Raw genomic sequence first — 20568 nt, 5'->3', positions numbered from 1 at the left:
AAATTTATCCGATCAAATGTTATTACGTTATTGAACATTAAAAGTGGCGATTAAATGAGCGATATTGTTGATGCGGCATGGTTTGCCCAAAAATTGACCGATCGGACAATTCGAGGAATTGCGATTGAAACCAGTGCCTTGATCCGGGCTGGGGCACTTCCCGTAGGGACGAAGCTGCCGCCGATCCGCGATCTCGCATTTGCGCTCGGGATCAGTCCGGCGACGATCTCCGAGGCCTGGAGCGAGCTGAGGCGCCAGAAAATCATTACCGGCAGGGGACGGAACGGCACCTGGGTGAGCGGCGATCGTTTCGTGGCGAAACCCGAACGGCTCGGCAGTTCCGGCCGTTATGGAGCCGACGTCCTCGATCTGACATCGGCCGTGCCGGATATCAGGCTTTTGCCAAAGCTTACCGAAGCCATGGCCTATGGAGCGTCGGCGGAAAATCTCAACAGCTACGAGCGAAGCCGCATTCTTCCGGAACTCGAAGAGGCTGTCCGAAAGACCTGGCCATACGAACCGGAGGCATTTCTGGCGACGAATGGGGGATATAACGCGGTCTACACGCTCATCCAGGCGCTCGTCATGCCCGGTGCGTCCGTTGCAATCGAAGATCCGACCGCGATGCGACTTCTTGATATTCTGGAAGATCGCGGCGTACAGATCATTCCGGTCCAGTGCGATCGGGAAGGGCCGCTGCCTGCATCGCTCGAAGCCGCAATGAAGCTGCGGCCCGTCGCCTTCATTTTCCAGCCGCGGCTTCACTCGGTGACCGGCCAGCACGTCAGCAGCGAGCGGTTGCAACACCTTGGAGACATCCTCGACGGCACGGACACCTTGATCGTCGAGGATGACGGCATTGCCGACATTTCCACGGCTCCGCGTCATTCGCTCGGCGGCCGGTTTGCCGACCGGACCATTCACATTCTCTCCTATTCAAAAACGCATGGTCCGGATCTGAGGCTCGCGGTGCTGTCCAGTTCGCGGGCGATCGTCGAACAGATCCAGTCCTACCGCAGCTTCAGCGCCGGCTGGACAAGCCGCATCCTTCAGGCGGCCACCGCATGGCTTCTGCGGGATCCCGTGACGGAAGCCTCGCTGCAACGCTCTCGCGAGATTTATTTCCGGCGTCGGGCCGATCTGGTCGACGCCCTGCGGGAGCGTGGGATCGAAATGCAGCATGGCAACGGCCTGTGCGCCTGGGTGCCGGTCGCATCCGAACCCTTCGCGATGGTCACGCTGGCGGCGCGAGGCATCGCGGTTCATCCCGGTGCGAAATTTTCCATCCTTCCAAGCGCACATCTTCGCGTGGCGACGGCCATATTGTCGGATCGGCTAAACGACGTGGCCGACTCGATCGCGCTGGCTGCCAGCCCGGCCTAGTCTTCGGTGTCGCTCCAGTTACCCCAACACTTCACCGTGTTCGGAGATGTCAGCAGATCCGCGGTATTGCGCCGCGAGCTTCCGGCAGGCGCGAAGGGTCAGAGCCATGACGGTCAAGGTCGTACCGGCCGTTCCGCCACYGGCAAAGGCGCTGGCGTCGGTCACAAGAAGATTGGGCACGTCCCAGCTCTGATTCCATCCGTTGAGGACTGAGTTTTGCGGCGAGGTGCCCATACGCGCGCCGCCGCTTTCATGGATTGCGGCACCCATGCACATGGTCTTTCGGAACCACTTGCGGAACAGGAAACGACTTAAAGGGTCGGCATGCGGGAAGGCGCCGCGGCCCATTTCTCTCAGGCCAAGCGGCGATCCGATGAAGTCGAGCTCACCGCCGGCACTCTTCACCATGTCGATCAGAGTCATTTCCTGCTTGCGGATCAGTTCCTGCTCGGGCTCATGCATGACGCAGCGGATGCGCGGCACCGGAATGCCCCAGGCATCCTTGCGGCTGGCATCGAGAGTGATGCGATTGTCGGCGTGCGGCAGCATCAGGCCGAAGCCGAAGAAGGCAAGGCTCGACGGCTCGTTGTCGCCGACCGGCGCGCGGCCGACGCTGCCCTGATAGGCGAAGTCGCCGCGCGGCGCCTTTCCTTCCACATTGTCGAAGCGCGGGACAAAGATTCCGCCCGACGGATTGTAGAACGGGTCCTGCGGCGCCGAATCGTCATGCGACCAGCCGCGGGCAGGCGGAAAGGTTCCAAAGGCCAGGCAAGGCAGCTGGTCCATGAAGTAGCGGCCGAGCGTGCCGGAACTATTGCCAAGCCCGTTCGGGTGCTTTGCCGATGCCGAATTCAGGAGCAGGCGAACGCTTTCGATCGGCGAGGCGCAGAGGACGACGTTTTCCGCATTGACCGCATGGACGCTGCCGGAATTGCGATCAGCATATTCTGCGCCCGTCGCCCGGCCTGTCTTCGCATCCGTGGTAATGCGGCGCACGATCGCATMGTGGCGGATCGTCAGCTTGCCGCTGGCGAGCGCCTCGCGCAGCGGACGCGGCACGCGCTCGGCGTCCGGTGCRATATAACGCCAGGATACGACATGCCGTTCGGGCGCCTGGCTTTCGACGGTCTTCTTGAAGAGTTCTTCGGCTGGCGTCAGCCTGGCGGGGCGGGAATAGACGCCGTCCGGCAAGGTCGAGACATGATCCTGATTGCCATAGAGGCCAAGGTGGCGTTCGGCTTCGGCATAGAAGGGGGCAAGTTCGTCATAGGAGACGGGCCAGTCGACGCCGCGGCCGCTGCGGCTCTCAATCTTGAAATCGTCGTCGCTCCAGCGCAGCAGCACGCGCCCGAAACTGTGCAGGCGCCCACCCGACTGCCGGCCGCGGATCCACAGGAAAGGTTCGCCGCGCGGCGTAGTATAGGGGTTCTTCCGGTCATTGACGAAGAAGCGGCTGAAGCGCTCGGTGAAGAAGGCGGCACGCGCCTGCACCGGCTGGCCCTTGATGGTTGCCCGTGCCCGCTCCCAGATATTGATGGCGCTTGCGGGCGGTTTCTTGCGGGTGGGATCGAAATCTTTCTTGCTGATCTCAGGGCCGGCTTCGAGAAGCAGGACGGATAGACCATTGGCCGTCAATTCCATGGCGGCAAAGGAGCCGGCGGCGCCGGAGCCAATCACCAGCGCATCATACACTTTCTCAGACATGTCGTTCAAAACCTGACTTCATCAATGGAATGGGACAGGCAGCGCGATCTCTCCGCTGCCGGCAGAGGACGGCTCAGAGGCGGTTGCCGTCCCCTGCAAAAAGTGATGCCTTGGAGAGATCGAGACCGATGCCGATGACATCGCCCGGTTGGAGCGCGAGATCGCCCATCACCCGCAGCGACAGGCTCGTGTCCTTCCAGGTGAGCCAGACGACCGTATCGGAGCCCATCGGCTCCAGGACCGAGACAGTTGCCAGAAGCGCGGCGTCCCGGGCATCCGGGCGGATACTCAGATGTTCCGGACGCACGCCAAGCGTTACCGGGCCGGCTTGCGGCCTTGCGGCAAAAGCGTAACCGGACATGTCGAGGGTGAGATCGCCCGCCTTGAATAGCACCTTGTCGCCGTCCGGCTCGATGCTGCCTTGAATGAAATTCATCGAGGGAGCCCCGATGAAGCTGGCGACGAAGAGATTGGCAGGCCGGTGGTAGATCTCCGCCGGTGTGCCCAGTTGCTGGATTACGCCATCGCGCATGATGGCAATGCGGTCGGCAAGTGTGAGCGCCTCCACCTGATCGTGGGTGACATAGATCATCGTGTTGCCGAGCTGCTGGTGCAGCTTCTTGATCTCGACGCGCAGCTCGTTGCGTAGTTTGGCATCGAGGTTCGACAGCGGCTCGTCGAACAGGAAGACATCGACTTCGCGTACCAGCGCGCGGCCGATCGCGACACGCTGGCGCTGGCCGCCCGAAAGCTCGGCGGGACGGCGGTCGAGCAGCTTTTCAAGGTGCAGAAGCGATGCGGCTCGCTCGACCCGGTTGTCGATCTCCGGCTTCGGCAGGCCCGCGACCCTGAGGCCGAAGGAGAGGTTCTTGCGTACCGACATGCGGGGATAGAGCGCATAGGACTGAAACACCATGCCGATGCCACGATCCTTCGGTTCTTCCCAGGTAACGTTTTCCCCTGAGATCCAGATTTCCCCGTCGGTGATGTCTGCAAGGCCGGCGATCGCGTTCAGCAAGGTCGACTTGCCGCAGCCGGACGGGCCGAGCAGGACGAGGAATTCCTTCGGTGCGATATCGAGCGACATCTGCTCAATCACCGTATGGTCGCCGTAGCTAATCTTCAGGTCCTTGATGGAAACAGCAGAGTGCATTCAGCCTTACCCCTTGACGGCGCCGGCCGCGATCCCGCGGACGAACCAGCGTCCGGACAGGAAATAGATGGCGAGCGGAATGATGGCGGTGAGGATGGTGGCCGCCATGTTGACGTTGTAGTTGCGCTCGCCCATCGTCGTGTTGACGATGTTGTTGAGCTGTACGGTCATCGGCAGATTGTCGCGTCCGGCAAAGACGACGCCGAGCAGGAAGTCGTTCCAGATGCCCGTGAACTGGAACATCGAGGCGACGACGATCATCGGAAGCGCCATCGGCAGCATGATCTCGATGAAAATCCGCCAGAAGCCGGCGCCATCGACGCGCGCTGCCTTGAAGAGCTCTTCCGGAATGGTGACGAAGTAGTTGCGGAAGAGCAGCGTCACCAGCGGCAGACCGAACAGCACATGTACGAGAATGATGCCGCCGAGGCTGTTGTAGAGGCCCATGACCGCCATGGCGCGCACCAGCGGATAGAGAAAGATCTGGTAGGGCACCAGCGCCCCGGCCATTAACAGGCCGAACATCAGTCGTCCTGCCTTCGGCCGCCAGAAGGAGAGTGCATAACCGTTAATCGCGCCGATCAGGACAGAAATGACAACGGCCGGCACGGTGATCTTCACCGAATTCAGGAAGCCCATGCGTACTCCGGTGCATTCGCTCCCGGCACAAGCACCGGCCCAGGCCGTCTTCCAAGCGGTAAAATCCAGGCGCAGCGGCAGGGCGAAAATCTGCCCCAGGCGGATCTCGTCCATGGTCTTCAGCGATGTGACGATCATCACGTAAAGCGGCACGGCGAAGAACAGCGCGGCGGAGATGAGGAAGGCATAAAGGCCGATGCGCGCCACGGTAATCTGCGTCGGCCTGGGGCCGCGGGGATGCATCATAGCGTACCTGCCTGGCGCCGGGCGCGGATATATTGGGCATAGCGGAAGGGTGCGACGATGATCAGCACGGTCAGAAGCAGGACGGTCGCGGCTGCAGTCGCAAGGCCGAGATTCTGACGCTGGAACAGATTGTCCATAATGAATTTCGCCGGCACCTCGGTCGCCGATCCCGGTCCGCCATTGGTGAGCGCCACAACGATATCGTAGGTTTTGATCACGCCCATAGAGAGCAGCGTGCCGGCGGCGGCAAAGGCCGGCGTCAGTTGCGGCAGGATGATCGAAACATAGATGCGCCAGACAGGAATGCCGTCGATGCGGGCAGCGCGCCACTGCTCACCGTCGATGCCGCGCATGCCGGCCAGCACAAGGATCATGACGAGGCCTGCGCCCTGCCAGAGGGCCGCGATCACCACCGCGTAGATCGCAAGATCCCGGTTGATGATCCAGTCGAAGGTGAAACTCTGCCAGCCAAGCGCACGTACACTTGCCTGAACGCCGAGCGTCGGGTTCATCATCCATTGCCAGATCAGGCCGGTGACGACGAAGGACATGGCATAGGGATAGAGGAAGATCGTCCGGAAGGCGCTTTCAAAGCGCACCTTGCGATCGAGGGCAGCGGCAAGCAGGAAGCCGACAAACAGGCAGCCAAAGACGTAAAGCACGCCGAAGATGATGAGGTTCTGGAAGGAGACCAGCCATTTGGCGGTCTGAAACAGCTTGGAATATTGCTCGAACCCGACGAAGTTCCACGATGGGAACAGCCGCGAATTGGTGAAGGACAGGGTCACCGACCAGACCATGGTGCCGAGGTAGACGACGACCACCGCAGCCCAGGTCGGGATGAGAGCGATGAGCGCCGCCTTGGAGCGGTTATGCTTCCGTTTCATCAGAGCGTCTTTGCAAGGAGCTTCGAAAGTCACCTGCACCGGTGATGCGGTGCAGGTGGCGGGCTTCTCCGATCTTACTCGAAGATCGCGGCGAACTGCGCAGCCGATGCATCGATATCAGCGGACGGATTGGCCCAGAATTCGCCGATGAAGTCTGTCAGAGTGCCCACCTGCTCCGGCGTCGTCGTAATGGCGTGTTCGGGAACGATCTTGCCCTCGGCCATGAAGGCCATGCCCTTCTGGGTGCAGGCGTCGAACTTGGACTTGTCGACATCGATGCGCGCCGGGATCGAGCCCTTGTTCAGTGAGAATTCAACCTGAACTGCGGGGTCCATGACGACCTCGGCCAGCAGTTTCTGCGCAGCGTCCTGGTTGGCATCGTTCGTCTTCAGATAAGCGAAAGCGTCGGAGATGTAGATCAGGCCAGGGGAGGCGGGAGAGATGGCGCAGCCGAAATCCTTGTCAGCGACTTTGCCGGCAGCCGTGAACTCGCCCTTGGCCCAATCACCCATGAACTGCACGCCGGCCTTGCCGGTGATGACCATGGCGGTCGCGTCGTTCCAGTTGCGGCCGGCAGAGCCTTCATCGACGTAAGCCCGCATTTTGCCGAAGATTTCGAGCGCCTTCTTGACACCGTCGGATGTCAGAGCGGCCTGATCCTTGTCGGCATAGATCTTCATGAAGCCGTCCATTCCCACCTGGGACAGGAGAACCATGTTGAAAACCTTTACCTCCTGCCAGCCCTGGCCGCCCCAGGCAATCGGCGTCAGGCCGGCTGCCTTCAGCTTGTCCATGTCGGCGAAGAAGGCATCCCAATCCTTTGGCTCTTCGCTGATGCCGGCCTTGTCGAAGGCTTCCTTGGAATAGAACATCCAGCTTTCGCCATGGATGCCGGTGGGGGTCAGATAAACTTTGCCGTCATAGGTGATGTAATCATAGAGCGCCTTGGGAAGCGCATCCTTCCACTTGCCGGCAGCCGCCACTTCATCCATCGGGTTCATCAGGCCCTGCTCGATCAATTCGGCCGGGTCCTTGCCGACGACGACCTGCTTTGCGGTCGGCGGATCGCCGGCGACGAGGCGGTTCTGGAAGGCGGCATTGGCATTTTCGAAGCCGGCGATCGTGGAGCTCTCCCACACTCCGCCGCGCTTTTCGAATTCCTTCTTGATGGCGTCGACGGCGCGGCCCTCGCCACCTGATGTCCAGGAGGTAAAGACCTCGGCTTTCAGTTTGTCGTCCGCATTCACAAGGCCGGCAGCGCCAAGCAGCATGGTACCGGCGAGCAGGAGCGTCATTTTCTTCATTGTTCCACCTCTTGAATAGGCCCTCTTTGCGGGGCCGTTTGGTTGCAAGGTACGGTTAGCGATAGATCGGCAGCAGCGCCTGACGCACGAGGGTCAGGCCATTGGCAATGTCGCCAACGGGATCGGCAGCGGCATCGAGTTCGAGGATTGCCCAGCCATTGAACTGGCGGTCCCGCAAGAGGCGGATCCAGGCCGGCCAGTCGACGCGGCCAAGGCCGAAGCCGCAGAAGAAGGGTCGGTGGCGCTCATGGATGTCGGCGCCGATCGGCGTGTCTGCCGGCATCTTGCCGGTTGCATCCTTCCAGTGGGCGATGATCATGCGCTCGTGATGGCGATCGACGAGTTGGATCGGGTCGGAACCCTCGAGAATGATGTGCGCCGTGTCCGGGCACATATGCACGTAAGCCGGATCCGTCAGCAGCATCAGAAGATCGACGTCGCGGGCAGCGGCAAAGATCGAATGCGCTTCCGTGTGTAAGGCGAGCTTGACGCCCTTCTTGTAAAGGATGGCACCTAGCCGGTTCAGGAAATCGGCGATGACCTTGGCCTGGTCGAAATCGCGAAAATGCACGGGCTCTTCGCCCGGTGTCTGGCGCATCGGCGCACCGATGACCATGATATCGCCGCCAGACGCCTTGATGAAATCGGCATATTGTTCGGCCTTGGCGATGATGGCCGCCTGTGCGGGAGCCTCGGTGAAATCGCCGGAACCCTCCAGTTCCGCGAAGAAGCCGGAGGCCAGTTGAAGTCCGCGAGCGGATAGCTCGGCGCCGAAGGCCTCCACAGACCCATAGGTCTTGATCGCGTCCTGCCAGTTGAAGGGAGAGAAGGTGAGTTCGACGCCGGTCACGCCCGAGGCCTGCACACTGTCGAGGATCTTGTCCCAGAACTGCCGCGGCTGAGCCTTCGCATGTTCGACGATTGCGTCGTAGCTGTCGACGCCCCAGAAGCCCGGATGAAAGAAGGTAACCAGGTCCACACCAAAACGCAGATTATCACTCGCGGCCATTACTGTCCCTCCAATCAGGCATAGGTTATCCGTCGCGAAGAGAGTTTTTCGCGCCAGATTTTATTGAGATTATTCAATGTATTGGCAATTGGCAATCGATTGCCATGCCTCGATATTAGACAAGCCGATAAAATATGCAATCCATTTCTTCGGGTTTTTGGCAATCGTTTGCTATAACAGGAATCGTAGGTGTGGTTGATCGCGCCAGCGCTGGGCTAAGTGGATGGAATGATGAAGAAAACCGTAGAGAGCCTATCCACAGAGGGATCATCTGCCCTGATGGCCGACGTCGCGCGCCTTGCCGGCGTGGCGACGTCTACCGTCAGCCGTGCTCTGGCCAACCCGGGGCGAGTCAACGAAAAGACCAGGGCAAGGATTGCAGCGGCAGCCGAACAGCTTGGCTACACGCCCAACGCCGCGGCCCGCAATCTGCGCGTCGGCAAATCCAACGTGATCATGATCATCCTTCCGGGTTCGTTGCATTATGGCGCATCCCAGATCATCCCCCAGGTTCTGGAGGCCGTGAATCGTACAGTCATCCGCAACGGCTACAATCTGATGATTGCCAACCTCGACCGCGACGAAAGTTCCGAGCGGCATATCCTTGACCTTGCCTTCGGAGGGACGGTGAGGGGGGCTCTGATCCTGTCGTCGCAGCTGCCGGTGGTCGCAAACAGATCGCTTGCCGAGGCTGGTCTGCCGATCGTCTCGCTTTTGCTCGATATGAGCGACACTTCTGTTCCAAGCATCATCACCAACGACAGAGAAGCTGTCAAAGAGGCTGGCCGTGAGCTCCTGGCGCTCGGGCACMGCCGTTTCTTCTACATCGCCGGTCCAACGGGCAACTATCACGATATCGAACGCTATGCCGGTCTCGTCGAGGCCTTGCAGGAGGAGGGGCTTTCCGAACGGCATGTAACGCGCGCCGGTGGCGAATTCACCTTCCAGTTCGGATTTGAAACGGGTCTGCAGGCTGCCGAGGACTTTGCAAGACTCGACGAAAAGCCGACCGCCGTCGTGGCGACGAGCGACGATATGGCAATCTCCTTCATGAGCAAGATTCAGAAGATGGGATGGCGTGTACCCGAGGATCTGTCGATTGTCTCGTTCGACGGATCTCCGGTCTGTGAATATTGCGCGCCTCCGCTCTCGACGATTGAGCAACCCATGGAGGCTCTGGGGGAGACCGCGACAGAATTCCTGATTGCCAGGATGGAAAAGTCGGAAGAGAGACGAGAACTTCGCGTCGTTATTCCAAGCCGGTTCATTCGCCGCGACAGTATCGCGGTGAACTCAAAATTGACGATCTGACTTTATTTTGACGCGAAGACCCGTCCTGAGCACCAAGCGCGATCGGGATTCCTTCTCGGAATCGTTTGGATGCAGCCTTCGGCTGACCGCATCGACAGGCACGAAATCAGCCCACGAAATCAGCCACCGAGTCMCAGTCCGTTCTGCCAGCTTTGTTTCCGCGCCAACGAATCTTGGATGAGAGAGCGCTCAACGAGTTTTAGTGAAACAATGACCGAGATATTAGTCGCAGGGTCGATCAGTGCAGCTCGATACTCACATCCGCGAGCAACGGTTCCAGACCAGGAAGATCTGCATCCGTCGCCCTGCGCAGTTCCCGCGTAACCGCCGTCAACGCCAGATCGAGAGACTGAGCCCCTAGTTCGATCTTCAGATCTTCCGCTACCGCCTTTGCATAGGTGATCATCCGAGCCAAAGCCGTGAGCTCGTCAAGATCATCCATGGCTGTCGCCGCTGCGTGCTGAAGCTTTCCCGACCCTATGACCGACATATCGATTCTCCAGATGACGGAATGACCATAGGGAAAGTTCAGTACTAAAGTGCGTGAAAAACGCGTGAAACACCTTATGGGTGTAATATGACCGAAGCCTTTGAGCGGGACAGTTGTTTTGACCACAGCGTGGTTTTCCTGAATTCCCAATGGCGATTTATCGGCACGCGCTGATCATCCGCGTCGCGAACAGCTTCGAGAAGAGCCAAGGCATCGATCCGTTTCTGATCGATCGCGTGGGTCTTCAGCATGGCCAGCCAATACTGCTTTTGCGATGCCGGTATTGCCGCACATGCGGAAGCGATGAGTGCCCAGCTTCTCTTCTTGAAGAAGAGGTTTGCGGCGGTTCGTTCGAGAGCCTTGCGAAAGGCTTTGTCGAAGAGCTCCAGCCTTTCCATCTCGTCCAAAGTGCTTCTCACATTGACCATCGGCACGGTCAGCGCTCTGCCGCCCAATTCCATCGGTTCGTGCAGAAGCGCGACATCGGCGTCGTCGACGATTGTTCCGCTGACATAGTCGTTGAAAATCCGGCCAACGCCGATCATTCCAAACGCTTGGCATTCGGCGGCGCGCAAGGCGCCCATGCTGGCGGCGCCCAGGACCGCGACATTGAGGGAGAGAGCGAAGAGAATTTCCTTATGCCAAACCGGCGCGGTATTTTCAAAGCCGCCATCGACCAAACCGATAATGTTTGCGCCATCTTCCACCGCCCTTAACACATCTCCCTGAACAGCGGGGGGCCGGAAAACGACATCCGTAGCGGCGTGGCTTGCTGCGTCAGGCAAGCTCGGGCCAATGAAGACGACCTTCACCAGCGCATCGCCCTTGCAAGGGCGCGTTGACCGAAACGATGGAGCCTGTTGCCCTCGGGGTTCTCAAGATCGGGTATGAATATCTTCACCACCGAAAATGGCAGGTTCGCAGGCGTCAGGGGAAGGGCAATCACCGAGCCGATCCCGCTGGCGCGAAGTCTCGTCAGCAGTTCACGCAACAGGAGGGATATATTCCCGGCCGGTCTTATGATGCCAGCCGCAGGTACAGAAACGGGGGTGGCGAGAAATGCGCTACGGGTTTGTGCCGGAAGCGGCGTCGTGAACAATTCGGGCCAGACATCGTCGCGGGCGCCGCTGATATAGGTCAGTCTAGACTGAAGCGCTTCCGTTACGGCGCGGATTGCCGCCCGCACGGCCCAGGGATGAGCGCCGCTGCCGCCGGTGACCTCGACGAACCGGAGCGGCACTTTGCCGTTGACCGTTGATGGGGCGACGAGCGCGGTATAGCAGGGGATACCGATATCGCTCGTGATATCGAAGAGTTTCAAGACGAGCCCGGCGGCCTCGATCCTGTCGATCAGGCCCGAGAGCGCGGCGTCGCCAAAACTCTTGGGATCGACGCAGCATGCGTCGCGCTTGTCATCGCTGGCAATCTGCCAAAGCACATGGGCATCGCGTTCGATGCGCTCCAGAATGCCATGGAATATTGCTTCTTCCATGGCGTTGCCCGAGGCAAGACCATCCGACGACATCCAGAACCGGTTATGCCGCGTTCGGTCGAGGACGGCGGCATCCTGCGGGACATAAATCGGCTGGTCGTGAAGCAGCTCGGTTGCCAGACTCCAGGCCAATTGCTCGTCTTCGCCTACGACCTGCTCGCCGCTTGCGATCAGGCAGTCGAGCGGTTCGGCGCAATCGCTCCGGCGTCTGAGCTCTCGTACCGACGAAACCGTGGTGACGGTGATGGGTTCGCCCGCCACCGCGCGTTCCAGAGCCTCCATCGCCGCCGAAACTTTGGCGTCGATATCCTCAAGTCCCTTGCCCTGCGCGATGACAATGGAGCGGGAGTTTGGGGTAAAGGCGCACCAGACCGGAAGACCGACACAATCGAGATCAGTCTGTCGTGACAGGCGGGTGATACCCATCGCCTCCAAATAGGGAGCGACGCGGGACAATGTGTCCCGCGGCGCAATTGTTCGGTCGGAATAAAGGTCGGAATGACCGGCCAGCGTCGCGCGCCTTAGCCGTCCACGTGGCCGGAGAAGACCGTATCAGCCGAGGAGACGGCAATTGCGAAATCGACATTCTTGATGAATACGCCGCCAGCATCGCGCTGCTTGACGGCTGCAGCCAGATCGCCGCTGGCAGGCACCTGCACCGGTGTTACTGTGCCCGCGGCGATATCCACGAGCCAGAGTCCCTTTTCGCCTGTTACACCCAATACAACAACTTTTGCCATAATATTCTCCTTCAGGTTTTTGAAAATCCGGCCTTGAAAAGACCGTCTCGGTAAAGCTCTTTTTGCCACTGCTCCTTGAAGGGCACCAAGGCGAGCCACTTCTCGACCTCGAAAGCAGGATTGAGGAGCTCGGCGCGTTGCCGATAAAACTGTGCCCGTTTTCGATCGCCGATCATCGCGCAGCTGGCGGCCGCGATGCGATAGGCCGGTGCCTTGTCTTTCATCCGGTCGACATAGGCGAGTGCTTCCTCGTAGTGTTCGAGGAAGTAGCTCGCCCCAGCCGCGCACCAGAGGTAGGCGTCGGGTGCGATCGGATTGAGCGAGATCGCTTTCTTGATTTTCTCCAGCGCATCTTGCGGCCGCGATGCATGGACCAGCGTGTCCGCATGGCTATAGATCACATCGGCATAATGCGGGCTGAGGCTTTCGGCGAGGTCGAGTGCTGCAACGCTGTCATCGACAGCACCCTGGTAAAGCTTCGTTACGCCAAGTTCCCGATGCCCGGCTGCCGATTCTGAATCCCTCTCAATCGCCCGAAGTGCTTGATCCTCCGCTAGCTGCAGCAGGGCGGGATCGCCTTGCGTGGTCAACAGCCACTCGCTGGTGAATGTCCGTGACAGACCCGTGAAAGCCGGGGCATAGTCCGGAGAAAAATGCAGTGCGCGCTTGAAGGATTTCCGTGCGCGCCGGATATCCGGCAGGCTGAGCTTGGTGAGCAGGCCGGCGCCGATGAGATAGGAATGATAGGCTTGCGGATCCGCCTCGTTACGAAGGCGAATGCTTTCGTTTCGCTTCAATTGTCCGGAGACGGCATCGGCAAGTTTTTGGGCGATCAAGCGCCTCTGTGTCGGCAGCGTTTCGACCGCCATGTCAAATCGGGCTGCCCACAAAATCTCGTCGGTTGGAAAATAGATAAGCTGTGCAAAAAGCCCCTCTCCGGAAAGCCGTGTGTCCAGGAGGTAGGAAATCGAATGCCGTTGAACGATGGTCGCCTTGTCGGAGTCGCGGCGGATCTGCTCGGCCGTATGGGGTGCGACGACGGATATGTTGCGTAGAGCGCAGAGCTCGATCGTGACATCCTCGATAAGGGCGTCGGCAATTGCCGCCTCCCGTGTCAGGCCAGCCGCACCGGGGGGCAGCAGTACCAGCCGCGGCACAGATGTCGTGGTTATGATTTGCGGCAAGCCGGCGTCTTGCTGCTCGACGATGCGACTGCGCGCCGTTGCCACGGCTCTCGCCGCTGGCGGGCGGCTTTGCGAATGATCATCTGCCGTACCACGAAGGATAGAGCGGATCTGATCGTCACCGGGAAAGGCTTCAAGAAGTTGAAGACCCGAGCGTCGCAGAAGGCGGCGCTGCTCATCGTTGCGAATATGATCCGCCGCCCTCACGAAGATGTCCCTCAGGGTGAGCAAATGCAGCTGCCGTTCCCGCTCGATCCATCCATCGATTGCCTTGGTTGACGCGCTGAGACCGGGAATGAAGCCACGTTGCACCAGGTCGCTGACGACGGCCAGTTGCGCCACCGGCTGCTCTTCCCGGCGCAATATGTCGAGATCAACCGATAGGATGTTCTTGTTCAGGCCGACGAAAGGCGGCCCGAAACTCAGTATCTGTTCGTCGGTAATGGACGTTGTGTCGCGAATGCGTGAAATCAGCTTGCGCAAATTGAGATCCGCAAGATGATCTCCTGTCTCGTTCCACAAGAACCGCGCAAGCTCTTGTCGGCTGCGCTGCTGATCCGGCGAGCAATATAGATAGGCCAACATCACCAGAGCCTTGACCGGATAACGGATCGGCGTGCCGAGGCCGTCCGTCAGTCGCAACTCGCCAAAGGTCTGGAGATGGATCACGAAAATTCCTCAGGCTCCGGCCTCTGGGTGGGTGACGGCATCAATGTCGGACGTCGTGTTCCTGGCGAGGCTCTTGGCCAGGCCAATGAGCTTCTGCCGAATCTCTGGGCTCTCGATCGCCATGAAGGCGCGGTTGAGTGCCTGAGCATCCTTCGACATCAAAAAAGCATTCACGTCATCGCGGCCGTTGCTAACAAGGCTGTAGGCGGCAGGCTCCGTGTCATTTTCGAAGAAGAATTGAACGGGTACACCCAATGTCTTGGCGATCGTTTGCAGCCGGCTCGCGCCAATGCGGTTTATGCCTTTTTCATACTTCTGGATCTGCTGGAAGGTGACGCCGATCTGTTCGGCAAGTCCGACCTGCGATAACCTGAGCAGCTTGCGGCGCGCTCTTACTCTGCTGCCGACATAGACATCGATCGATGTGGGCGATTTGGCCTTCATGGCTGGAACCTCCGGTCACCGGATGATCATTGCGATGTTTGCACCAAAATGCAACCGAAAGTAATATAATAATTTTTATGACCGACGCCGTGGCGCTTGCGCTACATAGCAACACCGGCTCAATCAGCTAGATTCACCGCTTTCCAATTCGAGCATGTCTGGGAAGTGGGAAGCGTCCTGACATTAGAACAACATCGAGGCCACGGTTATACACTGCGGGTCGTCAGAAGCGCCCACGCCGTACTTGCAGAACGGCGGCCTCGTTTCCGATGCATCCGACCTGATCGGCCAGCCACTTCGTCAAGAGATTTGAACTCAGAGCTTGGTTTTTGGATTCTATGCCGATCACAGACATCTTGGCCACACTATAGTCACTGCGAAGGATGCCCTTCTCCTACCGTCTTCGGACTGGTCGAGCTTCGTAAAGGGGAGAACAATGAACAGATTGCTGCTGTGCTTCATGGCAAGCTTGGCGCTTGCGAGCTGCACGCCTACGCAACAGGGTGCGGGTATTGGTGCCGCGACGGGAGCGGTGGTTGGCGGTGTCGTCACGAACGATGTTCGTGGCGCCGCCGTTGGCGCTGCGATCGGTGGAGCTTCCGGCGCCGTGATCGGCAATGTGGCCGGTCGTCCTGGGCAGTGCGAGTTTCGGGATCGCAACGGTCGGCGCTACATCGCAGCGTGCCCACGCTGACGGATGATGAATATGAAACATGGTCGGCGTCATTCACGTGAGCGGCTTATGGGCCAACAAATTCTCAACGCGGGCAATCCTGACGCCGGCTGGATTTTTGCGATACCCGGCATTCTCGTCACCGAATGATCGGGCTGATCTTGACATATGTTGCGGCCGGCTATGGTGAACGGGCAGGCAATAGTAGCGCTTAGTATATTGAATTATTTCGTCTTTTTGTTCCGTGCATGCAAAGGCCTTAATTGCCGTCGGCACGAAAGAGCGGTGGATCCATAGCGCTCCATTCGGGCGACGGACACGCATTGAGAGCCGCGCCAATTCGCCGGTCGACCACTGTTAAGGCAACGCATCAAGCCGAGCTTATTGATCACCCCTTTGGGTGCGACACACGTCGGTTCAACTGGAGGCAAGACATGGCCACTGCCAATGCCGCATCAAAGACCACGATGCAGAGGTTCCTCGACGGCGTCGAAAAGGTGGGAAACATGGTTCCCCATCCTGTGATCATCTTCCTGATCCTGATTGGCATCGTCATCCTCTTGTCAGCCGTGCTTGGCGCTTTCGGAATGGGCGTGAGCTACGAGCGCATTAATCCTGATACGCATGAGATCGAGCAGGCGTCGACATCGATCCGAAGCCTTCTGAATGTGGAGGGTATTCGCTTTCTATATTCATCCCTCATTCCGAACTTCATGAGCTTCACGGCTGTCGGGTTGATGATTGCTGCCATGATCGGTGCGGGCGTCGCCGAAGAATCCGGTCTCGTCACGGCGCTGATCCGCAAGCTCGTCATTGTCTCCCCGAGCTGGGCGTTGACCTATATCCTGGCTTTCGTCGGTATCCTCGCAAGTATCGCGGCAGATGCCGGTTATCTCGTGCTGATACCGCTCGCCGGTGTTGCCTATCTGGCAGTCGGGCGGCACCCGTTGGCTGGTCTTGCGCTTGGTTTTGCCGCCGTGGCCGGTGCCTTTACGGTCAACATGCTGATCAAACCGCTCGATGCCGTGCTCGTTGAATTCACCAATGACGCGGCGCATCTTGTTGATCCGGGACGGTCAATCGGTCTGGCGTCCAATGTTTGGTTTTCCATCGCCTCGGTGCTGTTCCTGACCGTTCTGATTGCCTTTATCACCGATCGCATGATCGCCCCCAGGCTTGGAGAGTATGATCCGGCAGCGGCGGAAGGCGGTGTGCAGGCTCAGGGGGCTACCCTTTCGGAGCAGGAATCGCGCGGTTTGCGGTTCGCACTGTATGGCCTGATCGGCCTTCTGGTTGTTTTTTTGCTACTGACCGTCCCGAGCGGCGCGCCTTTGCGCAATCCCGATACCGGAGAGCTCATCGGCAACTCACCCTTCATGAACGGCCTGATTGCTCTGATCATGCTAATCTTCCTGGTGACCGGATGGACCTACGGCATCGGCGCCGGTACGTTGAAAACGCTTGCCGAGGTCATCGCGGCGATCGAAAAGTCGATCAAGAACATGGGCGGCACAATCTTCCTGTTCTTCGTTCTCAGCCAGTTTGTTGCCTATTTCACCTATACGAACATCGGCACCGTTATGGCGCTCAGCCTCTCGGGCGTGTTGCAGGCGGCCAATATTGGCGCGTTGCCACTGCTGATCGGCTTTATCGTCGTGGTCGCAATCATCGATCTTCTGCTCACCGGCGCCATTGCGAAATGGGCTATCTTCGCTCCGGTCTTCGTCCCGCTTCTGATGAAGCTCGGCGTCGAACCGGAAGCTGTGCTTGCCGCCTATCGCGTCGGTGATTCACCGATGAACGCGATCACCCCGCTCAATGCATATTTCGCGCTGGTCGTCGGCTTTGCCCAGAAATACGACAAGTCTGCTGGTGTCGGCACGATCGTCTCTCTGATGCTTCCGTATGTCGTGCTGATATTCGTGCTGTGGACTGGCCTCTTTGCGGTCTGGAAGGCTCTCGGGCTGCCATGGGGCCTGTGACGCCAGGCCGGCAATCCGTAAACGAATAAACACTCGAATGAATGGATGGACATCATGAGCAACATCTCAATTCCTCTCGACGTCGCCGCAGCTGAAGACCACCTCATGCGCTTCCTCTCAGTGGAAGGTGTCACCGGACAAGAGAAGAACATCGGCCTTGCCGTCTGCGACGCCCTGAAGAAGATCGGCGTCCCGGAATCGGCTATTCGCTTCGACGATGCCAACAAGCGCATTCCGCTGCCGACCGAAACAGGCAATCTCATCGTGGATATCCCGGGAACGCGGCCGGGGCCACGGCTTCTCTTTTCCACCCACCTTGACACCGTGCCACTTTGCGCGGGCGCCAAACCAAAGCGCGAGGGTGACCGCATCGTGTCCGACGGTGCCACTGCACTTGGCGGCGATGCCCGAACCGGAGTGGCCCTTCTTGTCGTGGTTGCCGAGACGGTGATCAAGCACAAGCTGCCACATCCGCCAATCACGCTTTTGTTTACCGTGCGCGAGGAGAGCGGGCTGCATGGGGCACGGGAACTCAACCCTGCTGATCTCAACGGAGCGGCTATGTGCATCAATGTCGATGGCCAGATGGCTGCGGAACTTATCGTCGGCGCTGTTGGGCAGGAAAACTGGGAAGTCGAAATCAAAGGTCGCGCGTCGCATGCCGGCGTGGCGCCAGAGAAGGGTATTTCGGCAACGCTGGTTGGCGCCATGGCGTTGGCGGAAGCAAAACATAACGGCTGGTTCGGCAAAGTTGTCAAACCGGACGGCCGCGGCACAAGCAACGTCGGAATTTTCGGTGGCAAGGACAACAAGCCTGCCGGGGATGCGACCAACGTCGTGACCGATTACGCTTTCATCAAGGGTGAAGCGCGCAGCCCTGAAGCTGCCTTCGCGACGAAGATCGCCAACGGCTACAAGGAAGCGTTCGCCAAAGCCCAGAGCGAAGTGACCGCCGATCAGGGCGACACGGCAGAGGTGACGTTCAGCCACAAGCCATCCTATCCGCCATTTGAGTTGGGCAAGGACACGCCGATCGTGAAGCGCGCGACGAAAGCGTTGCAGATGCTCGACATCGAGCCGGTCTATGTCTTCTCGAACGGGGGTTTGGATGCCAACTGGCTCGACAAGCATGGCGTACCAACCATCACCATCGGCGCCGGGCAGGCCGAGATTCACACCATCAAGGAATATGTGAACCTCAAGGAATACGAGAAGGGCTGCCGTCTGGGCATACTCATGGCGACACTCGGCGATTGACGTGTTCTGGAAGGTTGATTTGGTCGGCCGCAGTCGCCCCGGCGCTCATGGAGGTCTGCGCTAGGCCTGCTTGATTTGTACGGTTAGGGCAAAGGCAAGAGGGAGCAGGGCGGTTGAGTCCAATAGCATACACAGCAACTATCATCGCCGCTGCCGTCTTACTGTTCGTCTGGAACAAGCTACCGGTCGTCTTCGTGGCCATGCTGACGGCGCTTGCACTGTGGGCGAGCGGCGTCCTGACGCTGGGACAGGCTCTTGGCGGTTTCGGCGATCCAGCTGTCATCTTCATCGCCACTCTTTTCGTCGTCAGCTCCGGGCTCGAGGTCACCGGAGTGACTGCCTGGGCCGGACAGTTGCTGATCCGCGGCGCCGGCGAGGAAAGCCGGACACGCCTTCTCCTCCTGACGATGGCACTTGTATCGCTTCTGACCGCGTTGATCAGCGTCAATGGCGCTGTCGCCGCCCTGCTGCCGGTTGTGGTTGTCATAGCTGTCCGCCTCCGGCGCAGTTCGTCGCAGCTGCTGATGCCGCTGGTGTTTTCCGCGCATGCGGGCTCGATGCTGGCCCTGACCGGAACACCGGTCAACGTGCTGGTTTCGGAAGCAGGGCTCGACGCAGGCGTCGGTGGGTTCGGCTTCTTCGAATTTGCACTTGCGGGCATTCCGCTCCTGGCAGGCACCATGGTCATCATCATTCTCTTCGGAAAGCAACTGCTTCCCGAGCGTAACGGCGCAACCATGCCGGCCGATTTCAGTCACCATGCCAAGACGCTTGTCGAGCAATACGGCCTCGCAAGCGGCATCTACCAGATGCGAGTGCGTGCAAGCTCACCCTATGTCGGCAAAGCCGCCAGCGATCTGGATCTTTCGGCCCATCCGGGATTGCAGATCGTCGCGATTCAAGAGGGCGAAACGGCCGGTCCACTGCGCCGGCCCGTCATCGCCGAGGGCGATCATCTTCTCGTGCGCGGCGAGCCTGAAGTCGCCGCAGCGTTCACCGCCGAAATGCACCTCGCCTTTCGCGACGACAAGGCGACCGGTCAGGGCGAGGAAACCTTGTTTAATCGCAGCTCGGGGCTTGCCGAGGTCGTCATCCCACCGCGCTCCGGCCTCATCGGTGAAACAGTTTTTCCCGGCATGGTCACCGAGAGCGGCGATCTGATCATTCTGGCAGTCCAGCGCGCCGGCACCGGATTATCGCCCGGCAGAGCAACAAAGGAAGCAGGCGGCATCGTCCTGCAGGCAGGCGATACAATGTTGTTGCAGGGAACGTGGAAGGCGCTCGATGTGCATCTGAACGATCCCGACATTCTGGTCGTCAATTCGCCCGAGCTTGTCCGACGCCAGGCGGTCCCGATGGGTCCTGGCGCGCGTCAGGCCGTTATCATCCTGATCGCGATGGTTCTGCTGCTTGCCACCGGTATCGTGCCGCCGGCGGTGGCTGGTTTGCTTGCTGCAGGTGCGATCATCCTGTCAGGTATCATGAATGTCGAGCAAGCCTATCGGGCTGTGGGCTGGACGACTGTCATTCTCGTTGGGGCGATGATGCCGCTTTCGACGGCAATGGTAGAAACAGGTGCGGCGAAGCTAATGGCGGAGCATCTTGTGAACCTCGTGGGTGACGCCGGTCCAGTTGCGCTGCTCGCCGGACTTTTTGTCCTGACGGCAATCATGGGGCAACTCATCTCCAACACCGCAACCGCATTGATTGTCATCCCGATCGGTGTTGCAGCGGCGGCCGCCATGGGAATTTCTCCGCGTCCAGTCCTTATGAGCACGGCCGTTGCAGCAGCTGGCGCCTTCCTGACACCGATTGCGACACCGACGAACCTGATGGTGATGGGACCGGGGGGCTATGCCTTCAACGACTACTGGAAGCTCGGCTTGCCGTTGCTGATCTGGTTCTTTGTCGTCTCAGTATTCATCGTACCCCTGATCTGGCGCTTTTAAGCTGCCGGCTATCCGGGCGGACGCGGGTTTAATCAACAGTTGATCCTACTAC

General features: G+C 59.3%; 18 protein-coding genes. 6 read left to right on the top strand and 12 right to left on the bottom strand.

What is annotated here, in order from left to right:
* Positions 1–54: 54 nt before the first annotated feature.
* Positions 55–1383, top strand: a complete 1329-nt coding sequence (locus tag AC1D35_RS25030) for an aminotransferase-like domain-containing protein (protein WP_477940515.1) — start codon at positions 55–57, stop codon at positions 1381–1383.
* A gap of 18 nt (positions 1384–1401) precedes the next feature.
* Here the strand turns inward: AC1D35_RS25030 and AC1D35_RS25025 are convergent, their stop codons facing one another.
* The 6 genes from AC1D35_RS25025 to AC1D35_RS25000 form a co-directional block, all read right to left on the bottom strand.
* Positions 1402–3087, bottom strand: a complete 1686-nt coding sequence (locus tag AC1D35_RS25025) for a GMC oxidoreductase (RefSeq protein ID WP_477940513.1) — start codon at positions 3085–3087, stop codon at positions 1402–1404.
* A 73-nt stretch (positions 3088–3160) separates the two neighbouring features.
* Positions 3161–4240 (bottom strand): ABC transporter ATP-binding protein, encoded by a 1080-nt coding sequence (locus AC1D35_RS25020; protein ID WP_477940511.1) that lies wholly within the window; start codon positions 4238–4240, stop codon positions 3161–3163.
* Positions 4241–4246: 6 nt separating this feature from the next.
* Positions 4247–5125 carry a carbohydrate ABC transporter permease gene (locus tag AC1D35_RS25015; RefSeq protein WP_477940510.1) on the bottom strand — a complete coding sequence of 293 codons (879 nt, stop codon included), beginning with the start codon at positions 5123–5125 and terminating at the stop codon, positions 4247–4249.
* On the bottom strand, positions 5122–6012 hold the full coding sequence (locus AC1D35_RS25010; protein ID WP_477940507.1) for a carbohydrate ABC transporter permease: 891 nt from the start codon (positions 6010–6012) through the stop codon (positions 5122–5124). The genes AC1D35_RS25015 and AC1D35_RS25010 overlap by 4 nt, the downstream gene beginning before the upstream one ends.
* A 74-nt stretch (positions 6013–6086) precedes the next feature.
* A complete protein-coding gene (locus AC1D35_RS25005; protein ID WP_477940505.1) occupies positions 6087–7316 on the bottom strand; it encodes an ABC transporter substrate-binding protein in 1230 nt (409 codons plus the stop codon).
* Positions 7317–7371: 55 nt separating this feature from the next.
* Positions 7372–8325 (bottom strand): sugar phosphate isomerase/epimerase family protein, encoded by a 954-nt coding sequence (locus AC1D35_RS25000; protein WP_477940504.1) that lies wholly within the window; start codon positions 8323–8325, stop codon positions 7372–7374.
* Positions 8326–8556: 231 nt separating this feature from the next.
* Between AC1D35_RS25000 and AC1D35_RS24995 the strand changes: the two genes are divergently transcribed.
* Positions 8557–9636, top strand: coding sequence for a LacI family DNA-binding transcriptional regulator (locus AC1D35_RS24995; RefSeq protein WP_477940502.1), 1080 nt, complete (start codon positions 8557–8559; stop codon positions 9634–9636).
* Between the two features lie 238 nt (positions 9637–9874).
* On the opposite strand, the gene AC1D35_RS24990 is transcribed toward AC1D35_RS24995, so the two are convergent.
* From AC1D35_RS24990 to AC1D35_RS24965, 6 genes are all read right to left on the bottom strand, one after another.
* A complete protein-coding gene (locus AC1D35_RS24990) occupies positions 9875–10078 on the bottom strand; it encodes a hypothetical protein (RefSeq protein WP_162747081.1) in 204 nt (67 codons plus the stop codon).
* A 122-nt stretch (positions 10079–10200) separates the two neighbouring features.
* Positions 10201–10938, bottom strand: a complete 738-nt coding sequence (locus AC1D35_RS24985) for a TfuA-like protein (protein WP_477940500.1) — start codon at positions 10936–10938, stop codon at positions 10201–10203.
* Entirely contained in the window at positions 10935–12092 is a 1158-nt protein-coding gene (locus tag AC1D35_RS24980) for a YcaO-like family protein (protein ID WP_477940530.1), read from the bottom strand. Before AC1D35_RS24980 ends, AC1D35_RS24985 begins: the two co-directional genes overlap by 4 nt.
* 47 nt (positions 12093–12139) lie before the next feature.
* Positions 12140–12358, bottom strand: a complete 219-nt coding sequence (locus AC1D35_RS24975; RefSeq protein WP_007815536.1) for a hypothetical protein — start codon at positions 12356–12358, stop codon at positions 12140–12142.
* 11 nt (positions 12359–12369) lie between these two features.
* Positions 12370–14211, bottom strand: a complete 1842-nt coding sequence (locus AC1D35_RS24970) for a peptide antibiotic resistance protein (RefSeq protein WP_113307978.1) — start codon at positions 14209–14211, stop codon at positions 12370–12372.
* Positions 14212–14220: 9 nt separating this feature from the next.
* Complete coding sequence (locus AC1D35_RS24965; RefSeq protein ID WP_113296939.1) at positions 14221–14655, bottom strand: helix-turn-helix domain-containing protein; 435 nt, start codon at positions 14653–14655, stop codon at positions 14221–14223.
* A 436-nt stretch (positions 14656–15091) separates the two neighbouring features.
* On the opposite strand from AC1D35_RS24965, the gene AC1D35_RS24960 reads away from it, so the two are divergent.
* The 4 genes from AC1D35_RS24960 to AC1D35_RS24945 all read left to right on the top strand — a co-directional run bounded on the left by AC1D35_RS24960 (position 15092) and on the right by AC1D35_RS24945 (position 20516).
* Positions 15092–15349 (top strand): YMGG-like glycine zipper-containing protein, encoded by a 258-nt coding sequence (locus AC1D35_RS24960; protein ID WP_113296938.1) that lies wholly within the window; start codon positions 15092–15094, stop codon positions 15347–15349.
* A gap of 413 nt (positions 15350–15762) precedes the next feature.
* Positions 15763–17310 carry an AbgT family transporter gene (locus AC1D35_RS24955; RefSeq protein ID WP_113296937.1) on the top strand — a complete coding sequence of 516 codons (1548 nt, stop codon included), beginning with the start codon at positions 15763–15765 and terminating at the stop codon, positions 17308–17310.
* A 54-nt stretch (positions 17311–17364) separates the two neighbouring features.
* Complete coding sequence (locus AC1D35_RS24950; RefSeq protein ID WP_477940528.1) at positions 17365–18567, top strand: M20/M25/M40 family metallo-hydrolase; 1203 nt, start codon at positions 17365–17367, stop codon at positions 18565–18567.
* Positions 18568–18680: 113 nt separating this feature from the next.
* A complete protein-coding gene (locus AC1D35_RS24945; protein ID WP_477940496.1) occupies positions 18681–20516 on the top strand; it encodes an SLC13 family permease in 1836 nt (611 codons plus the stop codon).
* Positions 20517–20568: the final 52 nt, after the last annotated feature.

The organism is Rhizobium sp. P1_E6 (genome assembly GCF_056405875.1).
This window is presented reverse-complemented; position numbering and strand designations above follow the sequence as displayed.